The organism is Streptomyces changchenzhani (genome assembly GCF_039766235.1).
Lineage (GTDB): Bacteria > Actinomycetota > Actinomycetes > Streptomycetales > Streptomycetaceae > Streptomyces.
The window spans coordinates 15554-37000 of sequence record NZ_JBDHNH010000010.1 but is presented as its reverse complement, the minus strand read 5'-3'; the positions used below and the strand labels follow the sequence as shown (position 1 = coordinate 37000).

At 69.2% G+C, this 21447-nt stretch carries 19 protein-coding genes; 14 read left to right on the top strand and 5 right to left on the bottom strand.

Going from position 1 to position 21447, the window contains the following annotated elements; translation table 11 throughout:
* Positions 1–144: 144 nt before the first annotated feature.
* The 10 genes from ABCR94_RS28635 to ABCR94_RS28590 all read left to right on the top strand — a co-directional run bounded on the left by ABCR94_RS28635 (position 145) and on the right by ABCR94_RS28590 (position 9724).
* Positions 145–1377 (top strand): MBL fold metallo-hydrolase, encoded by a 1233-nt coding sequence (locus tag ABCR94_RS28635; RefSeq protein ID WP_347123180.1) that lies wholly within the window; start codon positions 145–147, stop codon positions 1375–1377.
* A 637-nt stretch (positions 1378–2014) separates the two neighbouring features.
* Complete coding sequence (locus tag ABCR94_RS28630; protein WP_347123179.1) at positions 2015–2797, top strand: amino acid ABC transporter ATP-binding protein; 783 nt, start codon at positions 2015–2017, stop codon at positions 2795–2797.
* Positions 2798–2868: 71 nt separating this feature from the next.
* Positions 2869–3705 carry a glutamate ABC transporter substrate-binding protein gene (locus ABCR94_RS28625; protein ID WP_347123178.1) on the top strand — a complete coding sequence of 279 codons (837 nt, stop codon included), beginning with the start codon at positions 2869–2871 and terminating at the stop codon, positions 3703–3705.
* A gap of 76 nt (positions 3706–3781) precedes the next feature.
* Positions 3782–4447 carry an amino acid ABC transporter permease gene (locus ABCR94_RS28620; RefSeq protein ID WP_347123592.1) on the top strand — a complete coding sequence of 222 codons (666 nt, stop codon included), beginning with the start codon at positions 3782–3784 and terminating at the stop codon, positions 4445–4447.
* Positions 4444–5400, top strand: a complete 957-nt coding sequence (locus ABCR94_RS28615) for an amino acid ABC transporter permease (protein ID WP_347123177.1) — start codon at positions 4444–4446, stop codon at positions 5398–5400. Before ABCR94_RS28620 ends, ABCR94_RS28615 begins: the two co-directional genes overlap by 4 nt.
* A 403-nt stretch (positions 5401–5803) precedes the next feature.
* Entirely contained in the window at positions 5804–7642 is a 1839-nt protein-coding gene (locus ABCR94_RS28610) for a sensor histidine kinase (protein WP_347123176.1), read from the top strand.
* Positions 7643–7775: 133 nt separating this feature from the next.
* Entirely contained in the window at positions 7776–8210 is a 435-nt protein-coding gene (locus ABCR94_RS28605) for a roadblock/LC7 domain-containing protein (RefSeq protein WP_347123174.1), read from the top strand.
* Between the two features lie 2 nt (positions 8211–8212).
* Positions 8213–8584: a DUF742 domain-containing protein gene (locus ABCR94_RS28600; RefSeq protein WP_347123172.1), complete on the top strand. Its 372-nt coding sequence runs from the start codon at positions 8213–8215 to the stop codon at positions 8582–8584.
* Positions 8562–9158, top strand: coding sequence for a GTP-binding protein (locus tag ABCR94_RS28595; protein WP_347123171.1), 597 nt, complete (start codon positions 8562–8564; stop codon positions 9156–9158). The genes ABCR94_RS28600 and ABCR94_RS28595 overlap by 23 nt, the downstream gene beginning before the upstream one ends.
* On the top strand, positions 9155–9724 hold the full coding sequence (locus tag ABCR94_RS28590; RefSeq protein WP_347123170.1) for a GAF domain-containing protein: 570 nt from the start codon (positions 9155–9157) through the stop codon (positions 9722–9724). Before ABCR94_RS28595 ends, ABCR94_RS28590 begins: the two co-directional genes overlap by 4 nt.
* Positions 9725–9773: 49 nt before the next feature.
* On the opposite strand, the gene ABCR94_RS28585 is transcribed toward ABCR94_RS28590, so the two are convergent.
* The gene (locus ABCR94_RS28585; protein ID WP_347123169.1) at positions 9774–10937 is read right to left on the bottom strand and encodes a mandelate racemase/muconate lactonizing enzyme family protein; all 1164 of its coding nucleotides are present in this window, start codon (positions 10935–10937) and stop codon (positions 9774–9776) included.
* Positions 10937–11965 (bottom strand): LacI family DNA-binding transcriptional regulator, encoded by a 1029-nt coding sequence (locus tag ABCR94_RS28580; protein WP_347123590.1) that lies wholly within the window; start codon positions 11963–11965, stop codon positions 10937–10939. The genes ABCR94_RS28585 and ABCR94_RS28580 overlap by 1 nt, the downstream gene beginning before the upstream one ends.
* 214 nt (positions 11966–12179) lie before the next feature.
* Here ABCR94_RS28580 and ABCR94_RS28575 point away from each other — a divergent pair, with 214 nt between their 5' ends.
* The 3 genes from ABCR94_RS28575 to ABCR94_RS28565 all read left to right on the top strand — a co-directional run bounded on the left by ABCR94_RS28575 (position 12180) and on the right by ABCR94_RS28565 (position 14992).
* Positions 12180–13028, top strand: a complete 849-nt coding sequence (locus ABCR94_RS28575) for an ABC transporter permease (protein WP_347123168.1) — start codon at positions 12180–12182, stop codon at positions 13026–13028.
* A 78-nt stretch (positions 13029–13106) separates the two neighbouring features.
* Positions 13107–14132, top strand: coding sequence for an ABC transporter substrate-binding protein (locus ABCR94_RS28570; RefSeq protein WP_347123167.1), 1026 nt, complete (start codon positions 13107–13109; stop codon positions 14130–14132).
* Positions 14129–14992, top strand: coding sequence for an ABC transporter ATP-binding protein (locus tag ABCR94_RS28565; RefSeq protein WP_347123166.1), 864 nt, complete (start codon positions 14129–14131; stop codon positions 14990–14992). The genes ABCR94_RS28570 and ABCR94_RS28565 overlap by 4 nt, the downstream gene beginning before the upstream one ends.
* A gap of 40 nt (positions 14993–15032) precedes the next feature.
* Here the strand turns inward: ABCR94_RS28565 and ABCR94_RS28560 are convergent, their stop codons facing one another.
* Positions 15033–15788: a TetR/AcrR family transcriptional regulator gene (locus ABCR94_RS28560; protein WP_347123165.1), complete on the bottom strand. Its 756-nt coding sequence runs from the start codon at positions 15786–15788 to the stop codon at positions 15033–15035.
* Between the two features lie 135 nt (positions 15789–15923).
* Here ABCR94_RS28560 and ABCR94_RS28555 point away from each other — a divergent pair, with 135 nt between their 5' ends.
* A complete protein-coding gene (locus tag ABCR94_RS28555; protein WP_347123164.1) occupies positions 15924–16871 on the top strand; it encodes an NAD-dependent epimerase/dehydratase family protein in 948 nt (315 codons plus the stop codon).
* 86 nt (positions 16872–16957) lie between these two features.
* Here the strand turns inward: ABCR94_RS28555 and ABCR94_RS28550 are convergent, their stop codons facing one another.
* Positions 16958–17683 (bottom strand): sugar phosphate isomerase/epimerase family protein, encoded by a 726-nt coding sequence (locus ABCR94_RS28550; RefSeq protein WP_347123588.1) that lies wholly within the window; start codon positions 17681–17683, stop codon positions 16958–16960.
* Between the two features lie 143 nt (positions 17684–17826).
* Positions 17827–21291: a ThuA domain-containing protein gene (locus ABCR94_RS28545; protein ID WP_347123163.1), complete on the bottom strand. Its 3465-nt coding sequence runs from the start codon at positions 21289–21291 to the stop codon at positions 17827–17829.
* Positions 21292–21447: the final 156 nt, after the last annotated feature.

Genomic DNA, 21447 nt, shown 5'->3' with positions numbered 1-21447 from the left:
CGCGCCCGTCCGGCGGCCCGACGCGGCTCGGCGGAGCCGTCCACCGGGTCGCCCGGTCCTGTAACCGCTCCCGTAACGAGCCTGTTCCTGCGCTGTCGTACCGGCCGCACATAATGGAAGAGACACTGAGCTTCTGGAGGTCCTGTGACCGGCGCCGACCAACTGCAATCGCTGCGCTCCCGGGCGCGTGCGCTGAGGACCGCCGCCTTCGGCGCCGATCCGGCGGGGGAGCGCATGGAGCGCATCCGCCGCTCCCCGAACTTCGTGGACGGCGTCTTCCAGAACCCGGTGGGCGCACGGACCAGGCCGTCCGGATCAATGGTCGAATTCGCGAAGATCTACTTCCGTAAGGAGCAGCGGCTCCGCAGGGCCCCGTCGGGCCCCGTGCCCGTCCACGCCACCACCCTCGCGGACCTCGCCGCACCGCCCGCCACGGGGCTGCGCCTCACCTGGATGGGGCACTCAAGCGTGCTCGCCGAGATCGACGGCCGCCGGGTGCTGTTCGACCCGGTCTGGGGCAACCGCTGCTCCCCCTTCGCCTTCGCCGGACCCAAGCGGCTGCACCCCGTCCCGGTGGCGATCGCCTCGCTCGGCCCGGTCGACGTCGTGGTGATCTCCCACGACCACTACGACCACCTCGACATGCCCACGATCCGCGCCCTCGCGGGCACCCGTACGGTCTTCGCGGTGCCGCTCGGAGTCGGCGCCCACCTGGAGCGCTGGGGTGTGCCCGCCGAGCGGGTGCACGAGCTGGACTGGAACGAGACCGCCAAGGTGGCCGGCCTCGGCCTGACCGCGACCCCGGCCCGCCACTTCTGCGGCCGCGGACTGCGCAATCAGCAGCACACCCTCTGGGCGTCCTGGGCCGTCGCGGGCCCGGAGCACCGGATCTATCACAGCGGCGACACGGGCTACTTCCCCGGTTTCAAGGACATCGGGGCGGAGCACGGGCCCTTCGACGCGACGATGATCCAGATCGGCGCGTACAGCGAGTACTGGCCCGACATCCACATGACCCCCGCCGAGGGCGTCCGGGCCCACCTCGACCTCCAGGGCGGCCCGTCGAGCGCCCCGATGCTGCCGATCCACTGGGGCACGTTCAACCTCGCCCCGCACCCGTGGTCCGAGCCGGGCGAGGGCACCCTCACGGCCGCCGGTGAAGCGGGCGTCCGGCTCGCCCTGCCGCACCCCGGACTGCCGTTCGAACCCGCGGCGGAGACTGTTCCCGCCGAGCCGTGGTGGCGCTCGGTCGCCGTGCCGCCCGTCCAGGGATGGCCCGCCCGGCCGCCCGTGGTTTCTGCCCTTGAAAAATTCGTGGCGTCGGCTCGTGAAGACCGCGCGGCGGAAGCCGGAGAAGACCTCGTCGCTGAGCGCTGATGTGGCTGGTGTCGACGCCGTAGATAGGGGTGCGGTTCGAAGGCCGGGGCCCAGGTGTCGAGGTGGGGCCACATGGCTGTGCTGCGCTCCTGATTGACCCGGTCGTACTGCCGCATGATGGGGTCCCGCTGCCATTGGGCCATATGCCGGGCGATCAAGATGTACCCCTCGGGTTTCCGGGCCATGAGCCAGGACGTACGGGCCGCGCTGCCGCGCCCCCCCAGTCGGTGCACCGACGCGCTGGTGAAAGCCGAGCGGACCTCAAGGGCGCCTGGCACCGGGGCTGACGAACACGATCTCGCCGCAGCTCAGGAATTCGATACGCAGGGCCGGCAAAAGACCCCTGAGTCACTCGCGAAGACGCTGGTCACAGCTGCTCGTTGAGGACATCGACCAACGCAGGCGCCCGTAGCGCGCGACGGCGAGCTCGCCGTACCTCGTGGCGACGGCGCGGCGCCGCACGAGACGGTTGACCCCGCACCCGACGGCCTGTGTCCGAGCGACGTGCCTCGGACAGCCAACATTCCCGGGTGTCACGAACACGACGCTCTTGCCCGCCGTCGCCCCGGCTGCGGCGCTCCACCGGCACTCGGCTCTCGGCGTGCGAGCTCCTGGCGGAGGACGGAGTATGAAGCCGATGAGCGGAGTGTCAGTGACCAAGGAAGATGCCATGCCGGGCACGAACGATGCCCTGATCGTGCTGAGCAGTGTCAATAAGCACTTCGGTGCGCTGCATGTGCTCCAGGACATCAATCTGACCGTCGCCCGTGGCGAGGTTGTCGTCGTCATCGGGCCGTCCGGGGGCGGGAAGTCCACACTGTGCCGCGCCATCAACCGTTTGGAGGCCATCGACTCGGGCGAGATCGCCATCGACGGCAAGCCGCTGCCGGCGGAGGGCCGTGAGCTGGCCAAACTGCGGGCCGACGTGGGCATGGTCTTTCAGTCCTTCAACCTCTTCGCGCACAAGACCGTGCTGCAGAACGTGACGCTGGGCCAGCTCAAGGTCCGCAAGATGGGCAAGGAGGCGGCCGAGGAGCGGGCACGCTCGCTGCTCGACCGGGTGGGTGTCGCCTCCCAGGCGGACAAGTACCCCGCGCAGCTCTCCGGCGGCCAGCAGCAGCGCGTGGCGATCGCCAGAGCGCTGGCCATGGAACCGAAGGTCATGCTCTTCGACGAGCCGACATCGGCGCTCGACCCCGAGATGATCAACGAGGTGCTGGAGGTCATGCAGCAGCTCGCCCGTGACGGCATGACGATGGTCGTCGTCACTCACGAGATGGGATTCGCCCGTTCGGCCGCCAACCGTGTGGTCTTCATGGCGGACGGCCGGATCGTGGAAGAGACGACGCCCGACCAGTTCTTCAACCACCCGCGCAGCGACCGCGCCAAGGACTTCCTGTCGAAGATTCTTCACCACTGAGCCGGCCCCCGCGGGAACCAGTCCCGCTCCGTTCGCAGAGCCCCCCACTTCAATCCCTAAGGATGAACATCGTGAACGTTCGCAAGGTCACCGCCGCGGCCACCGCTGCGCTCGCGCTGTCCCTGACCGCTACGGCCTGCGGGTCCGACGGCGGCAAGGACAGTGATTCTGGCAGCAGCGACAAGATCACCATCGGCATCAAGTTCGACCAGCCGGGCATCGGCCTGAAGACCCCGGACGGCAAGTACACGGGCTTTGACGTCGAGGTGGCGACCTATGTGGCGAAGGAACTCGGCCACAAGGCCGGCGACATCGAGTGGAAGGAGGCCAAGAGCGCCGACCGCGAGACGCTGCTCCAGCGCGGCGACGTCGACTTCATCGCGGCGTCCTACTCGATCAACGAAGAGCGTCAGAAGAAGGTCGACTTCGCCGGCCCCTACCTCCTCGCGCACCAGGACATCCTGGTCCGTTCGGACGACGACTCCGTCAAGAAGCCCGCGGACCTGAACAACAAGAAACTCTGCTCGGTCACCGGGTCAACCTCCGCGCAGAACGTCAAGACGAAGCTCGCGCCGAAGGCGCAGCTGCAGGAGTACGGCGGCTACTCGGAGTGCCTGACCGGCCTGGAGAACAAGGTCATCGACGCACTGACCACCGACGACTCGATCCTCGCCGGCTACGCCGCGCAGGATGAGTTCAAGGGCAAGTTCAAGCTGGGCGGCTTCAAGCTGAGCAACGAGAACTACGGCATCGGCGTCAAGAAGGGCAGCGACCTCAAGGGCAAGATCAACACCGCCCTGGAGAAGATGGTCTCGGACGGCTCCTGGGACGAGTACGTCAAGAACACCTTCGGCCCGGCCAACTACAAGAACGAGCCTGCCCCGAAGATCGGCGTCGTCGTCAGCTGAAACAGGTCACTGACTGGCGCGCCGCCCGTCGTCGCGGCGCGCCACGCACTCCACACACGCGGAAATGTGGGAGATCGTGTTCGACTTTCTTGAGGGTTACAACCTGCTGGGGGCCTTCTGGGTGACGGTGCAGCTCACCGTCTACTCCGCCATCGGCTCGCTGGTCTGGGGAACACTTCTGGCTGCCATGCGGGTCAGCCCGGTGCCCCTGATGCGCGGCTTCGGCACCGGCTATGTCAACGTGGTGCGGAACATCCCCCTGACGGTGATCATCGTCTTCACTTCACTCGGCCTCTTCCAGACACTCGGCGTCAGCCTGGGCGCGGACGACTTCGGGACGATCAACTTCAGGCTCGCCGTACTCGGCTTCATCGCCTACACCGCCGCGTTCGTCTGCGAGGCGCTGCGGTCCGGCATCAACACGGTGCCCGTCGGTCAGACGGAGGCGGCGCGTGCCATCGGCCTGAGCTTTCCCCAGGTGCTGTCGCTCATCGTCCTTCCGCAGGCATTCCGCTCCGTGGTGGGTCCGCTGGCGAACGTGCTGATCGCACTGACCAAGAACACTACGGTGGCCGCCGCGATCGGTGTCGCCGAGGCTGCGGCGCTGATGCGGGAAATGATCGAGAACGAGGCTCAGCTCATTCTCATCTCCGCCATCTTCGCCTTCGGATTCATCTGCCTCACCCTCCCGACCGGACTGTTCCTCGGCTGGGTGAGCAAGAAGGTGGCGGTGAGGCGATGACGTCCGTCCTGTACGACGTCCCGGGGCCACGGGCCAAGCGGCGCAATGTCCTGTTCACGCTGGTGTTCCTGGCCTGCGGCGTAGCGGTGGGCTGGTGGGTGATCCGTAGTCTCGCCGACAAGAACCAGCTCGAATGGGTCAAGTGGGAGCCGTTCTTCACCGACTCCCGTGCCTGGACGACGTACATCCTGCCGGGGCTCGAGAACACCCTCATCGCCGCGGCCCTCGCCATGGTCATCGCGCTGCCCCTCGGAGCGCTCTTCGGTATCGCGCGGCTTTCCGACCACTGGTGGGTACGTGGTGCGGCCGGCACCGTCGTGGAGTTCTTCCGCGCCATCCCGGTGCTGATCCTGATGCTCTTCGCCAACGCGGCGTACTCCGAGTTCACCGACATCAGTCCCAACAGCCGGCCGCTGTACGCCGTAGTCACCGGTCTGGTTCTCTACAACGCCTCGGTACTTGCCGAGGTGGTGCGGGCCGGAATCCTGTCCCTGCCCAGCGGCCAGACCGACGCGGCCAAGGCGATCGGCATGCGTAAGGGCCAGACCATGCGGTACGTGCTGCTGCCGCAGTCGGTCACCGTGATGCTGCCTGCGATCGTCGGTCAGCTGGTGGTCATCGTGAAGGACACCGCGCTCGGTGGCGCGCTGCTCGGCTTCTCCGAGCTGCTGGCATCGGTCCGACCGATGAGCGCGAACTACGGTGCGAACACCATCGCCAGTTTCACCGTCGTCGCCGTGATCTTCGTCCTGCTGAACTTCCTGCTCACCACGTTCGCGAGTTGGCTGGAGGGCAGGCTGCGGCGCGGCAAGAAGTCCACCGGCGCGGTGCTCGGCGTCAACGCGGTCGCGGAGCTGGCGACGCCGGGTGAGCACGTCGTCCCGGGCGGGCTCGGTGGATCGGGCGGCGGACCGGCAGACGATACGAAGCGGCGAAGCGATGGGGCGAGGTGAGGGTCGATTTCGTGCCGGGATGCGCTGATGGCCGTCCAGCGGGGGGCAAGCGGCTCACCTTCGACCTGACGGACCCTGACCACGTGCCCCGGCCGCCCGTCATCACCGGCGAACCGGAGGCCGCGCCCGCCGTTAAGGGCCGACGCCGGGGGCGTCCGGAAAGCCCTCGGGATATCGGTCTGCAGTGCGAGACGTCATACCAGAGCAGGACGCTGCGTGGGCAAGTTTGGCAACTGCCCGTCGATCATGAAAGGTTGCCGACTACTGTGAGTGTCCGGTGATCAACATGGGGCCACATCGCCCGAGTTGAACCCAGTCCGACTCCAGCCCGATTCTTGGCCGACCGAGGTCTCGAACGGACGCAGCACGCCGATGCCTGGGGCCCCACGTACCAAGGACGCTTATGTCTCAACTTCGAGCACCCGCAGCGCGCGCAGACCGCCGCGAAGGCGGGCGGCACGGACGGCCGGGCCCCCGGCCCCACCCCGCGCAGTCGACGCCCGAAGTCCATATACGTTCCCAGCTCCTGCGCGCCGCGGTGCTGCCCGCCGTCGTCGTCGCGCTGAGCGGCGGCGCGGCGGTGCTCTTCACCCTGCGCTCCACCGCCACCGAGCCGACGCGGAACTTATGGGTGACGCTCGCCGCGGCCGCCGCCCTGGCCGTCGTCTCGCTGGCGGCGGCCGTCGTGGGCGCCGACCGCGCCGCCAAGTCCGTGCTCGACCGCTGCAACGCCCTGCGCAGAGCCAGCGCGCGCGGCCAGGCCGACCTGCGCGCGGTGGTGGAGCAGCTGCGCCGGGGCGAGGGCCCGCCGGCCCGCCGTAAGCCGCCGACCGGCAACCAGGGCGGTGACGAGTTCGACCTGCTGGCCCTGGAGCTGGGGCGGGCGCACGAGTCCGCCGTGGGCGCCGTCGTACAGGCGGCGCAGCTGTCCAGCAGCGCGGGCACCGACCAGAAGGTCGAAGTCTTCGTCAATCTGGCCCGCCGTCTCCAGTCGCTAGTGCACCGCGAGATCCAGCTGCTCGACGAGCTGGAGAACGAGGTCGAGGACCCCGAGCTGCTCAAGGGCCTCTTCCACGTCGACCACCTGGCCACCCGCATCCGCAGGCACGCCGAGAACCTGGCGGTCCTCGGCGGTGCGATCTCCCGGCGTCAGTGGAGCAACCCCGTCACCATGACGGAGGTGCTGCGCTCCTCGATCGCCGAGGTCGAGCAGTATTCGCGGGTCAAGCTGGTGCCACCGGTCGACGGCACCCTGCGCGGCCACGCGGTCGCCGACGTTATCCACCTCCTCGCGGAGCTCGTCGAGAACGCCACGGTGTTCTCCGCGCCGCACACCACGGTGCTGCTGCGCGCCCAGCGCGTCACCTCGGGTCTTGCCATCGAGGTCGAGGACCGGGGGCTCGGCATGTCCCTCACCGAGCAGAACAAGATGAACGCCCTGCTCTGCGACCCGGACCAGGTCAACGTCGGCCATCTTCTCCAGGACGGGCGCATCGGCCTCTTCGTCGTCTCCGCGCTGGCCCGCAGGCACGGCATCAACGTCCGGCTCCAGGCCAATATCTACGGCGGTGTCCAGGCCGTACTCGTTCTGCCGCAGGCGCTGCTCGGCACCGGCGACGAGGGCAGTCTGGGCAGGCCGGAGACGACCGCGCACCGCCAGACCCCGCCTACCCCCGCCGCCGCGCCCACGGCTGCCCCCGCGCATGCTGCCCCGGCCCCCGCCCCCACGGGCAGCGCCCCGCCGTTGCCGGTACGAGGCGAGCAGGCGGACCGGTCCACCCCGGCCGCCGCCCGTCCGGGCACCGGCCGGAGCAGACAGGACGTACGCAACGGCCAGGACGTCCAGACCGCGCCGACGGTTCAGATCGCTCCGACGGCGCGGACCGGCCGGAACGGCCATGCGGACCCCGCGGATCGCGACGCCCTGTCCGACCCGCCCGCCGAACCCACCGCGCACTCCCTGACCCAGCCGCGCGCGAACGGATATGTGCGCGGCAGCACGAGCCGCCCCCTCCTGCCCAGGCGCCGCAGCCAGGAACACCTGGCGCCGCAGCTCAGGGACGCTCCCGCCGTGCGCGAGGAAGAGGAATACCCCGCCATCCACGACCCCGGTCTGATGGCGGCCTTCCAGCGGGGCATCGGCCTGGCGGAGGCCCAGCCGGACCCGTACCTGGAGTCGCTGACGCAGCCCCGGGCGCCGGAGGCGTCCCAGCTGCTCCCGCCCTTCGAGTCATTTCCCTAGCCGTTCCCGAACACGCCCACGGCCACGCCCTCTCGACAGGAGGGCGACGCGGGCTGACGCCTGCCTGCCGTCCTGCTCCGCCCCCGCCCTGCCCCGCCCCTGTCCCGCAGTACCTCCAAGGAGTAGATGCACCATGGCGAGCGATGCGCCGACCGGCCAAGTATCCGATCTCGACTGGCTGTTGAGCGGCTTGGTCCAGCGTGTTCCCTTCACGCGCCACGCGGTCCTGCTCTCCGCCGACGGCCTGGTGAAGTCCGTGCACGGCCTCGACACCGACAGCGCCGACCACATGGCCGCCCTGGCATCCGGCCTGTACTCACTCGGCCGCAGCGCCGGCGCCCGCTTCGGCGACGGCGGCGAGGTGCGCCAGGTGGTGGTGGAGCTCGACTCCACCCTCCTCTTCGTCTCCACCGCGGGTTCCGGCACCTGTCTGGCGGTGCTCGCGGGCCGCGAGGCGGACGCGGCGGTGCTGGGCTACGAAATGGCGATGCTGGTCAAGAGCGTCCGGCCGTACCTGATGACACCGGCGAGGCAGCGGGCAGGCGTACCTGGCGCCTCGGGGCGCTGAGCGTGCCGACCCCGCAGGACGGGCCCTGGCTCGACGACGCGGCGGGCCGGCTGATCCGCCCGTACACGGTGATCGACGGCCGCACCCGTCCCACGGCCACCCTCGATCTGCTGTCCATGGTGCTGGCGACGGGTGCGGCGGCCCCGCCGCACCTCGGCCCCGAGCACCTGCAGGCACTGGACCTGTGCGAGAGACCCACCTCGGTGGCGGAGATCGCGGCGTACCTGAAGCTCCCCGCCGTCGTCACCAAGGTGCTGCTTTCCGACCTGCTGGACTGCGGGGCGATCACCACCCACGCGCCCAGCTACGACGACCAACCCACCGACCTCTCCCTGCTGGAGGCAGTCCTCGATGGCCTACGACGACGGCTCTGATCTGTTTCCCACCGCTCTCAAGATTCTTGTGGCCGGCGGGTTCGGGGTCGGAAAGACGACCTTCGTGGGGGCGGTCAGCGAGATCGCACCGCTGAGTACCGAAGAACTGCTCACCCAGGTGAGCGTGGGTACCGACAGTCTGGAGGGCATCGAGGACAAGACCAGTACGACCGTCGCCATGGACTTCGGCCGGATGACCCTCGACGAACACCATGTGCTCTACCTCTTCGGCACACCCGGCCAGGAACGTTTCTGGTTCATGTGGGACGAGCTCTCCAAAGGAGCGCTCGGCGCGGTTGTGCTCACCGACACCCGCCGCCTCCAGGACTGCTTCTCGGCCCTGGACTTCTTCGAGCGGCGCGGCATCGAATTCGTGGTCGCCGTCAATGAGTTCGACGGCGCCCACCGGTACGAACCGGACGAGGTACGGGCCGCGCTGGACCTCAGGCAGGAGACCCCTGTGGTGATCTGCGACGCCCGAATCGCCAGCTCCGGGATCCGGACGCTGGTCACCCTGGTCCGGCACCTGCTCACCCTCACCCCGGCCTCGCCGAGCTACGGAGCGTCCACATGACGTACGACAGGATCGGTCATCTGCTGCTCACCCCCGTCGACCGGGAGGCGCCCGCCCGCGTGCGGCGGCTCCTCCAACTGGGCATCGGAGACCGGGCCGTACCGGCCTTCGACACCTTCGCCGACCGGCTTGCTGAGGTGACCGGAGCCCCGTACTCGATGGTCAACTTCATCGACGAGAACCGGCAGTTCTTCGCCGGTCTGCACACCCCGACCGGTACGCACACCGGTACCGACCTGGGGGCGGTCGCCGCGGCGGGCAAGATCGGCCGGTTCCTTGCCCGCGACCACGGCTACTGCCCGTACGTCGTGGCCCGGCGCAAGGCGCTCGTCCTGGAGGACGTCTGCGACTATCCGCGGTTCGCGGGCAATCCGGTGGTCGACGAGATCGGCATCCGTTCCTACATGGGTGCGCCGCTCATCGACCGGACCGGCCTGGTGCTCGGCACGATCTGTGTCGTCGACACCGAGCCCCGGCGGTGGGGGCGGGCCGGTCTGGAGACGATCAAAGCGATGGCCGCCGAGTTGGTCGAACAGATCCACCGGGGCGAGGACGGGCTCTTCTGAACGGCCCGTATTGAAGGGTGAACGGCCTGTGCCGAAGGGCCACTTCGGATCAGCCCCGCTGCTCCAGTACATCGACCGCGAGTTCGCGTACGACCGACTCGTCGACCTCAACGCCGAGCCCGGGGGAGTCGGGGACCCGCGCCGTCCCCTTCTCGACGACGACCGTCCCCGCCGCGTACGGCGAGCCGATGAACTGACGGCCGTTGAGGTCGACGGGGGAGTCGATCCCGTACGCGGCGAACAGGTGCAGCGAGGCGGCGAGACCCAGGTCGGAGTCGGTGAGCCCCGACCCCATCAGCTCGACCCCGCAGTCCTCGGCCAGCGCGCACAGCCGCCGGGACAGGGTGAGCCCACCGCTGCGCTGCACCTTGGCGATGGCGACGTCCACCGCTTCCAGACGTACGAACGTGGCGAGGTCGCTGGGGTGGCGCAGGCTCTCATCGAGCGCGACCGGCACCGGCGACGACTCGCGCAGCCGCCGCAGACCCGCGATGTCATTGGCGGGCAGCGGCTGCTCGAACGCGGTGATGCCCAGCTCGTGCAGACGCCGGGCCATCCGCAGCGCGGCGGGCACGGTGTACGCCTGGTTCGCGTCGACCCAGATCGGCGCGCCCGCCGGCGCGTGCTCGCGCACGGCGGCGACCACCGCGGTGTCGGTGTCCTCGTCGTGCAGCCCGATCTTGACTTTGAAGGCGCGGTGGCCCGCGTCCCCGCCCTCGGTGACGCTGTCGGCCACCTCGGCGGGGGACTGACCGGAGACGACCCAGCCAAGCTCGATCGTCTCGCGCCTGCGCTGCCCCCACAGCACCCCGAGCGGTACGCCGGCCGCCCGGCCGAGTAGGTCGTGCAGGGCGACGTCCACCGCGCTCTTCGCGAGCGGCGCGCCGATGGAGAACCCGCGGTTGACGGCCCGGTCGAAGGCGGCGTCGACGGCGTCCAGGTTCCAGGCGGAGGTGCCGATGACGGCGGGCGCCAGATAGCGGTCGATGGTCGTGACGATGGACTCGGCGGTTTCGTACGTCCAGGCGGGGATGGGGGTGGCCTCGCCCCAGCCGTGCACCCCGTCCGCGCTCACCTTCACCAGGATCCGGATCGATGGCCGGCCCGCGACGGCGACCGAGCCGCCGGACACCCCGAAGGAGCGGTGGGTGGGCAGGGCGACCGCGAAGGTCTGGACGCGCTCGATCCGCAGACCGGAGAGACCGGGGGTCATCAAAGGGTCCTGTCTGTCCGGAGGGCGGGTGGCATCGTGCTGGCGCGCAGGACGACCTCGCCGGCGACCCGCTGCACACGCGAGCGCGCGCCGTGCGGCTCACGCAGGGCCAGAGCGATGGCGTGGCGCCCCGTCAGGGTCAGGGGGAGGGCGACGGTGGTCAGTGGCGGGGAGAGCTCGCGGACGAGCGGGATGTCGTCGAAGCCGGCCAGCGAGACATCCTCGGGGACGCGCAGGCCATGGGCGCGGAAGGCCGCCAGAGCCCCGACGGCCATCACGTCGGTGACGGCGAAGACACAGGTGGGTCTCGCGCCGCGGGCCAGGAGCTCGACGGTGGCCGCGTGGCCGCCGTCGCGGGTGAAGGCCCCCTCCACGACATGGGTGAGGGGGACACCGGCTGCTGCGAGGCCCTCTCGGAAGCCCGCGAGCCGGTCGGCGACGGTGGTCAGCGAGGGCGGCCCGGTGAGTACCGCGAAGTCCCGGTGGCCGAGGCCGAGGAGGGCGCGGGCGAGCGCGGCGGCGCCCTCGCGGTTCTCCGGCAGCACGGTGTCGACGCGCAGGCTCCGGTGCCTGCTGACGACCGCGACCCGGCCGCCGCCGCGTGTGTACGGGTCGAGCTCGGCGTGCAGAGAGCGCTCCCACTCCCGGTCCTCGAAGCCGGATCCGATCAGCAGGATGGCACGGGCGCGCTGGGCGCGGAGCATGGAGACGTAGGCGACCTCGCGGGCCGGTTCGCGGAAGGTGCTGGCGAGCATCACCAGGAGGTCCCGCTCGGCGGCCGCCCGCATCACGCCGCTCGCGATCGCGGCGAAGTAGGGGTCGCTGACATCGTGGCAGATGACGCCGACGGTGTTGTTGGAGGCGCCTGCGAGGGCCTGAGCATGGGCGTTGGGGATGTAGCCGAGCCGGTCCGCGGCGGCGCGGACCCGGACGCGCAGGTCCTCGCGGACGGTGGTGGTGCCGCTGAGCGCCCTGGACGCCGTGGCCAGCGAGACCCCGGCGGTACGGGCGACGGCCTCCAGCGTCACATGGGCCGGTGCTTCCCTCTCACACAACTCGACCCCCTTCAGGGTGCGGTGGTGGCAGGGCCCCGAAACTTCGGGACGACCTATTGACCGTACGTACAGCCAGTCATTAGCGTGGCGACACCTTACCAGAAAGCGCTTTCTGAAAGCGCTTCCCGGTTCAGCTCTTCGCAACTGCCTGAAGATTGCAGGGGAGTTCACAGTGAGTCAGAGCGTCATGCCGACAACGACGCCCAAAGTGGCAGGAGTTGCGCCCAGAGAGAGACCGGGGACCGGGGAGAGACTGCGCGCGGTGGCCGAGCAGAGCTGGCGGCCGGTCGTTCTCCTGCTGGTCTGTCTGGGCGCCTGGTGGGTGATCGCCGAGGCCGAACTGGTGGAGGCGTACCTCGTCCCCTCGCCCGGCGCGACTCTCGATGTGCTGATGGACAAGGGCAGTTACCTCGCGGAGCACACCTGGGTGACCACCTACGAGACGCTGCTCGGCTTTCTGATCGCCGGCGCCGTCGGGGTGTTCGCGGCGGTGGTGATGGTCTACTCGTCGACCGTCGAGAAGACGCTCTATCCGATTCTGCTGTTCGCCCAGGTCGTACCGAAGATCGCGATCGCGCCGCTGTTCGTGGTCTGGCTCGGGTTCGGTATCGCGCCGAAGATCCTCATCGCCGTACTGATCGCCTTCTTCCCCATCGTGATCTCCATGGTGACCGGCCTCAAGGCGGTCGATCCCGAAATGCTGCAACTGTCCTCCACGATGGGCGCCAGTCCCTGGCAGACCTTCGTCAAGATCCGCTTCCCCGCCTCGCTGCCCCATCTCTTCTCCGGACTCAAGGTGGCCGTCACACTCGCCGTGACCGGCGCTGTCGTCGGCGAATTCGTCGGCGCCAACGAGGGACTCGGCTATGTGATCCTCCAGGCCAACGGGAACCTCGACACCCCGATGCTCTTCGCCGGGCTGATCGTCATGTCGATGATCGGCGTCGTCCTGTTCGTGCTGGTCGAGATCGCCGAGAAGCTGCTGCTCCCGTGGCACGCCAGCCGCCGGGACGCCTCCGTCACCACCGCGTACTGAGTCACCACCCAGCAGGTGTTTTGAGCGCACCCACGCACGGACGAATCCACGTACGAACACTCCGAGAGGGCCGGCTCCATGCATGCGCGCAGACTTCTGATCGGGCTCGTACCGCTGATGCTGGTCGCCACGGCGGCCTGCGGAGACGACGGCGCCGGCACCAGCACGAGCGACTCGGGCAAGAAACTCGACAAGGTCACGCTGACACTCAACTGGTACCCGTACGGCGAACACGCGCCGTTCTACTACGGCAAGCAGAAGAAGATCTTCGAGAAGCACGGCATCGATCTGACGATCCGGGCCGGCCAGGGCTCGCAGAAGACCGTGCAGGCGACCGCCGCCGGCCAGAGCGACTTCGGCTGGGCGGACACCCCCGCCGTGCTCGCCGGGGTCGATCAGGGCATCAAGGTGAAGAGCCTCGGCGTCTTCCTCCAGACCACGCCCGCCTCGGTGCAGTTCTTCTCGGCGCAGGGCGTCCGTACGCCCGCGGACCTCAAGGGCAAGACCATCGCCGGGACGGCCGGGGACGCGCTCTCCAAGACCTTCCCGAGCTTCCTCAAGAAGAACGGCCTCTCGGAGTCCGACGTCAAGGTCCAGAACACCGACCCGGCAGGCAAGATCGCCGCAGTCATCTCGGGCAAGACCGACGCACTGCTCGGCTACGCCAGCGACCAGGGCCCGACCATGCAGGCCAAGGCCAAGAAGGACGTCGGCTACCTGCGCTTCTCCGAGCACGGACTCAACTTCTACTCCAACGGCCTCATCGCCGGGCAGAAGAGCCTGACCGGGAGCAGGGCCGCCGTCGCCAAGCGCATGGTGAAGGCCGTCAGCGAGTCGTGGACGGCGGCCGAGAAGGCGCCCGGCCCCGCGGTCGCGTCGATGGACGGCGCATCGGAGCAACTGCCGCCCAAAGCCGTGCTGTCGGAGCAGTTCAAGACCACCCTGTCGCTACTGCACACCGAGGCGACCGAGGGCAAGGCGCCGGGCGTCAACACCGAGGCCGACTGGCAGCAGACCATCGACGTATTCGCCGAGGCCGGGATGGTCAAGAACCCCAAGGACGTGTCGGAGTACTGGGATGCCACCACGGCCCTGAAGGGATGACGATGGCCAGGGACTCGACGCTCCGGGAGCCCGCAGTGAGTACAGCCAAGGACGGCACTGGCAAGAACACCTCAGCCGGTGTGGGCACCACCGCGGCGGTCCGCCTTCAGGATGTGGCTGTGCGGTTCCGTACGAAGGACAGGGACGTCACCGCGCTGCGCGAGGTGTCGCTCGATGTCGCGATGGGCGAATTCGTGGCGATCGTCGGACCGTCCGGCTGCGGCAAGTCGACCCTGCTCAAACTGGTCGCGGGGCTGCTCAAGCCCTCGTCGGGCCAGGTCAGGCTCCGCGACGAGCAGGTGAAGGGACCACGCCACGACATCGGCTACGTCTTCCAGCGCGCCGCACTCCTTGAGTGGCGGTCCGCTCGGCGCAACATCCTCCTCCAGGCGGAGATGCGCAAAATGCCGGCCCCGCAGGCCCGCCGGCGGGTCGACGAACTGATCGAGATGACCGGCCTCGGCGGATTCGAGGACGCCTACCCGCACGAGCTGTCCGGCGGCATGCAGCAGCGGGTGGCGCTGTGCCGCGCGCTGCTGCACGAGCCGCCCGTGCTGCTCATGGACGAGCCGTTCGGCGCGCTCGACGCGCTCACCCGCGAGCAGATGAACATGGAGCTCAACCGCATCTGGCGGGAGACCGGCACCACAGTCCTCCTTGTCACCCACTCCATCTCGGAGGCGGTGTATCTGGCGGACCGGGTGGTGGTGATGAGCGCCCGGCCCGGCACCATCACCGAGATCGTCGAGGTCGGTCTGCCCGCCGAGCGGGACTACGCGCAGACCGTGGTGCGCCCGGAGTTCCGGGACGCCACGACGCACATCCGCGGCCTGCTGGGCGCGGCCACCGCGGAGGACTGACCCGCGCGCGGGTCGGCGGTGGGCGCCTTCGCCCCGGCTCTCACTCCAGTGAGAAGGCGTCCGCCAGGGTGTTGATCTGGGCGGTCAGGAGGGTCGCGCCGTCGTTGCCCATGCCGGCGAATTGCCCGGCCACTTCGAGGCTGACCGTGCCGTGCAGCTGGGCCCAGGCGAGCACGGCGCCCGCCAGCGCCTGCCCCGCGATCCCGGCCTGCCCGGCCCCGCTCTCCCCGGCCCCGGCCTGCCCGGCCTCGGCCTCCTGCACGTACTCGGCCACCCAGCCCGCTACGGCCTCGTCCGACCGCGCCCAGTCGGTCGTCTGACGTACGACGGGCAGCACGGAGGCGCCGGGCGCCGCCCCGGCGAAGACGGGCAGGAACGGCCCGAGCACGGCCCGCGCCCGGTCGAGGGTGTCGCCGGGAGCGACATACCCCGGGACCGGGGTGCCCTGGATCAGCAGATAGCGGTGCGGCTGCGCGAGGGCCCACGCGCGGTAGGCGCGCGCGAGCACGTGCAGGCGCTGCCTGGGGGCCTTCGGCGGCGTACCGGCGACGGCTGCTGCTCCGACGGCCGTGGCGGCATCGTCGTACGCGTCCCTGATCAGCGCGTTCAGGAGATCGTCACGGCTCGCGAAGTAGCGGTAGAGCGCCGGACCCGACAGCCCCATCTCCTTGGCGATCCGGGTGAGGGCGAGCGCGCCGACACCGCCGTCGGCAAGCTGGCGCAGGGCGGCGTCCTTGATCTCGGTGCGCGTCTGCTCGCGGTACCTGGCACGGGGACCTTGCGGGGCTTGGACCATGACGGCTCTTTCGTTATGGGGAATCGCGTTGGTTACGGACGATAACACCGCCATGAACACCTCTTGTTATGGACGATCGCAACGGTTACTGTCTATAACAGAAGTGAGAGTGAATAACGGCGAAGGAGTAGGACCATGACAATCGGAAATAGCCTTCAGGTGGTTCTCGGCGCAGGACCGGCCGGCACGGCGCTCGCCCGGGAACTGGCCCACCGCGGCCACCCTGTCGACCTGGTGAACCGCAGCGGCGACGGACCCGCCATCGAGGGCGTACGGCGCCGCGCCGCCGACGTCGCCACACCGGACGGCGCCCGCGCCGCGGTCGAGGGCGCGGCGGTCGTCTACCACTGCGTGAATGTCGCCTATCACCTGGCGGTCGAGGTCATGCCCCGGGTCCAGGAGGCGGTCGTAGCAGCGGTGGAGGCGGTCGGCGCGCGACTCGTCGTCCTCGACACGCTGTATCCGTACGGCGAGACCCACGGCGCGGTGATGACCGAGGACTCGCCGTGGAACGCCACCAGCAGCAAGGGCCGCATGCGGGCCGACCTGGACGAGCGATACCTGGCGGCCCACAGCGAGGGGCGGATCCGGGTGGTGCTGGGCCGGTCGGCCGACTTCGTCGGACCCGGTGTCCTCAACTCCTCCCTCGGCGGCGCGGTCTTCCCCGGCGCGCTCACCGGCGGAGAGGTGCCCGCCCTGGGCAACATCGAACTGCCGCACAGCTACACGTACATCGGCGATGTCGCCACCGGCCTGGCCACCCTCGGCGAGAACCCGGACGGCGACGGCCGTGTCTGGCACCTGCCCACCGCGCCTGCCCTGACCACCCGCGAGATCCTCACCATGATCGAGCAGCGGGTCGGCCGTCCGCTGAATATCGTCGTCATCGACGAGCTGCGCCCGTTCGGCCCGTTCGACGCGGTGTTCGTGGACGCGTACGCCGAGATGTTTTACCAGCACACCGAGGCGCAGATCGTGGACTCGACGGCCATCGCGAAGGCGTACGGGCTGACACCTACGCCGCTCGCCGACACCCTGGACGCGACGCTCGCCTGGTACAGGGACCTGCTCGCCGGCAAGTGACGGGCATGGAGATGAGCGGGGGCGAGCCACGGCCCCGGGAACGCGCAATACCGGGACCGGCGGCACCACCTCGCTTCGCCCGTGGCTCAGTACCGCAGCCGGGACAGGTACCGATAGCTGCTCAGCGCGGTCGCGAACGGGTCGGCCGGCGCGTCGTGCTCGACCAGCCACTGTGTGACGCCGCCGCGCCGCGCGTCGTCGAACATCGCCGGGAAGTCGAGAACCCCCGAACCCACGTCCGCGAAGTCCCCGTTGGGGGCCATGTCCTTGACATGCAGGGCGGGGAATCGGCGGGGATGCCCGACGAACAGCCGGGCCGGATCGGCGCCGCCCTTCGTCGCCCAGTACACATCCAGCTCGAAGCCCACCAGCTCCGGATCGGTCTCGGTGAGCAGGATGTCGTACAGATTCACCCCGTCCACCACCACATGGTCACTGCCGTGGTTGTGGAAGAGCACCTTCATCCCCAGCTTGCGCGCCGCGAGCCCGGCCCGGTTGAACTGCCGTGCCGCTTCCCGGAATCCGGCCGGGCTGTGGAGCGATCCCGGCAGGCTCGGTACGACGATCCACTTCCCACCGAGGGTGCGGACTTCGTCGAGTGCCCGGGGCAGGCCGCTGCCCGAGACGACGTCGTACCCGACATGTTCGAGTACCGCCTTGAGCCGTGTCTCGTCGAGCATCCGCCGGATGTCCACCGCGCTGTGCCCGTGCCGGCCGCTGACCCCGACCGTGGCGTAACCCATCTCCGCGAGCCGGACCAGCGTCCCCTTGAAGTCCTGCGCCAGGGGTGTGCGCATGGTGTAGAGGTGCATGCCGATGCCCGACGGCGGTATCCGCCGCCGGGCATCGGCCGCGTCGACGGCCTGCGCGGGGCTGCTCAGCCCGGCCGCCGTGGCGATCCCGACGGCCGCGCCGAGGAATGAGCGTCGTGTGCCGTTCACTGCTGCCACCTCCCTCAACTCACGTTGATCCGGACAGCGCCGGAGGTCGTGTCGCCCTTGTCGTCGGTCACGGTCAGATGCGCGGTGTACGCCCCCTTGCGGGCGTAGGTGTGCTCGGCGGCCGGGCCCTCCGTGCCCGTGGGCTTGACGTTGTCGCCGTAGTCCCAGTGGTAGGAGGCGACGGTGCGGCCCGCGGCCGGCTTGACCTTGCCGGTGAGCTTCACCGCGAGCGGGGCGGTGCCACCGGTCGGGGCGGCGGTGACGGAGACCGTCGTGCCGCCCTCCTTCTCCACGCCCGGACCGTTGAAGTGCAGCCAGTCGACGGCGAACAGGTCGGGCTTGTCCGCGGACCACTGGGGGTTGCTGAACACGGCGTACAGCTTCATGCTCGCGCCGGGATCGGCCAGCTTGACGGTCGGCGATACGACATTGCCCCAGGCGCCCGTGTTCGGGACGCTCACCTTGCCGAGCAGTCGGCCGGTCAGGGATCCCGCGCGGAATTCGACGTCTCCGCCGAGACCGCCGGACGCGGCGCCCACTGTGACCGAGTCGATGCCCTTGAGATTCACCGGATCGAAGGCGACCCAGTCACCGTGCTCGATCTCGGTCAGCCGCTTGCCGCCCGAGGAGTCCGCGCGGGCGGTGACCACGGCGCCGTCGTGCGCGCCGCCCGTCGTGGTGAAGTGCTCGGCCTCGCGCAGCGCCGGGCGCAGCGTCAGCGACGTGGAGCCGGTCAGGGCCGGGACGCCACCGGGGCCGCCCTTGTCCGCGTACTGCGCGGTGATCCCGTAGTACAGATTCTGTCCGGGACCGTGGCTATCACCGGCGTCGGTCACGATCTCGCCCGTGCAGCCGGTGTAGTTGTCGAGCGGGTGCAGATGACTGTCGTGGCCGAGCTGGGACTGAACGACCACTCGCGAGCAGTCGATCTTCTTGCCGTCCTCCGGGTCCTTCACCTTGACGGTGAAGGGAATGGTGTCGCCGAAGCTGAACATCCCACCGTTCGGGGGCTGTTGGATGGTCACGACGGGCCGGGTGTTGCCCACGGTGATCTCCTGCACGGTGAGCCCGGTCAGCTTGTCGGGCGCGGTGACCGTGAGGCGGGCGGTGAAGCGGCCCTTGGTGCGGTACATGTGGGACGGGTTGGCCTCGGTGGAGTCGGTGCTGCCGTTGCCGTCGAAGTCCCAGGCGTACGTCACCGGCTTGCCGCCCGGCAGCCCGGACCCGGCGCTGGAGAACTTCACGGTCAGCGGCGAAGGACCGCTGTCCGGGCTCGCCGTGACCTTGGCGTCGGGGAGCCGGCCGTCCGCGACGTAGTCGATGCGGTAGATGCCCGCGCCCTCGTTGCTGCCGCCACGGCCGGTGCCGCTGCCAAGACCGAAGTCGATGACGTACATCGCGCCGTCGGGACCGAAGTCGGCATCGAAAGGCTGGTTCCACTTCATGTCGCCGAACACGCCGTTGATCGACTGGAGTTCACCCGCCTTGGCGGGCGGGAAGCGCGGGTCCGTGAACGTCTGGTCCTTCTGCTGGAAGGAGAAGGCCTTGAACCACTGCCGCGTCAGCTCGTAGTTCAGCCACTTCCCCTCGAAGTACTCGGGGAACTTGGTGCGGTAGGGGTTGGCCGGGTCGTAGTCGTAGACGGGACCGCTCATCGGCCCGCCGCCACCCGTGCCGACCTCGGGGAACTCGGCCGACGCGGAGTAGCCGTGCCAGACCGTGGCGGGCTGGGCGGGCGGCAGCTCACGCAGCCCGGTGTTGTTTGGCGAGTCGTTGACCAGGGCGCCGCAGTCGAATTTCGCACCCGAGGTCTGGGTCGCGAAGTCGTATTCGTTGAAAGGGGTGTTGTTGCCGATGCAGTACGGCCAGCCGAAGTTGCCCGCCTTGGTGACACGGGTGTACTCGACGGTCCCCTCGGGCCCCCGGTCGGGCTTCGCCTGGCGTGCGTCGGGCCCGTAGTCGGCGACCATCAGCGCGCCGCTCAGCGGGTCGGTGGTGATCCGGAACGGGTTGCGCATACCCATCGCGTAGATCTCGGGCCGCGTCTTGTCCGTACCCGGCGCGAAGAGATTGCCCTCAGGGACGGTGTACGTACCGTCCGTCTGCGGGGCGATGCGCAGTACCTTGCCGCGCAGGTCGTTGGTGTTGCCGGAGGTGCCTTGGGCGTCCCAGGCGCGGCGCCCCTCGCGCTCGTCGACCGGCGCGAAGCCGTCGGAGGCGAACGGGTCGGTGTTGTCGCCGGTCCCGACGTACAGGTTGCCCGCCTTGTCGAAGGTGATCGACCCGGCCATGTGGGAGTTGGCCCGGCCCTCACCGCGCAGGGTCGGGATGGTCAGGAGCCGCTTCTCGGTGGCGGGGTCGACGGTGTTGCCGCTGACCGTGAAGCGCGAGAGGTTCAGCCGTTTCTCCGTCTTGTCGGAGTGCAGCAGATACAGCCAGTTGTTCTTGGCGAAGCCCGGGTCGAGAGTGAGCCCGAGCAGCCCGTCGGACTGGCTCGTCATCTCCGGGGTGTACGCCAGGTCCAGCGCGGTGGTGACCTTGAGCGTCGTCTGGTCGATGACCTTCAGCTTGCCGGTGCGCTGGGCGAAGAAGACCCGCCGGTCGGGTGCCACGGCCAGCTCGAAGGGGTCGGCGAGGTCGTTCGTCGCCAGCGGGGTGCGCTGGAAGGCACCGGTCTTGGTGGCGGTGCAGTCACCGGGCTTGTTGCCCGCGGCCCACTGGATGCCACCGAGGATGTGCTGGAGGAAGTCCTTCTCCTGGAAAGCCGACTTGGCGTGCCCGCCGGCGGTGAACCAGGAGCGTCCGCCGTCGTAGTTCTGGCACCAGGACCACGGGTGATCAACACCTTCGTCCAGCCCGGTGACGCCGTCGCGCACCTTGATCTGCGCCAGGGTGTGCACCTTGCCGGTCGGATTGGTGCGCCAGTTGTACCACTCCTCGGAGCGCTCCCAGAGCTCCGGAAGGCCCTTGGTGGAGGGGTGCGCCTGGTCGAGGACCTTGACCCTGCCTGTCTGTACCTCGGGGTGCTTGTCGAAGATCGCGCCGACCAGGCCCTCGTACCAGCCCCAGTCGCGCTCACTCGCCGACGCGGCGTGCAGACCGACCCAGCCGCCACCCCCGCGTACGAACTTCTGCAGGGCGGCCCGCTGCTCCGCGTTCAGCAAGTCACCTTTCTCCGGCGTGGAGTTGGTGTTGTTGAAGACGATGGCTTGGAAGCGGGAGAGGTTGCTGTCCGTGAAGGCGGTGGCGTCGTCACTGGCCTCGACCTCGAAACCGTTCTCGCTGCCGAGCTTCTTGATCGCTTCGATGCCTGCGGGTATGGAGTCGTGGGCGAAGTTTGTGACCTTGGAAAAGACCAGGACGCGGAAAGGCGCCGCTTGGGCGGGGGGTGGCAGGGCCACGCCGAGTCCGAGAATCAGCGCGAGCAGCGATCCGAGGACGGTGAGAGGGAGTAGCAGTCTTCGTGCGGGATGGCTCATGGGGCGCTCCCGGGTGCTGGTGAGGCGGCTACGGGCGGTAGAAAGCGCTTTCTGAAGTGCGTCGCTCAGCGTAGGTTCCCGCCAACACAGGGGTCAATGGGTCGGCAGAGGACCGGTGTTACGAGGATTCCCACGGGCCGGGGTCCGGACAGAGCT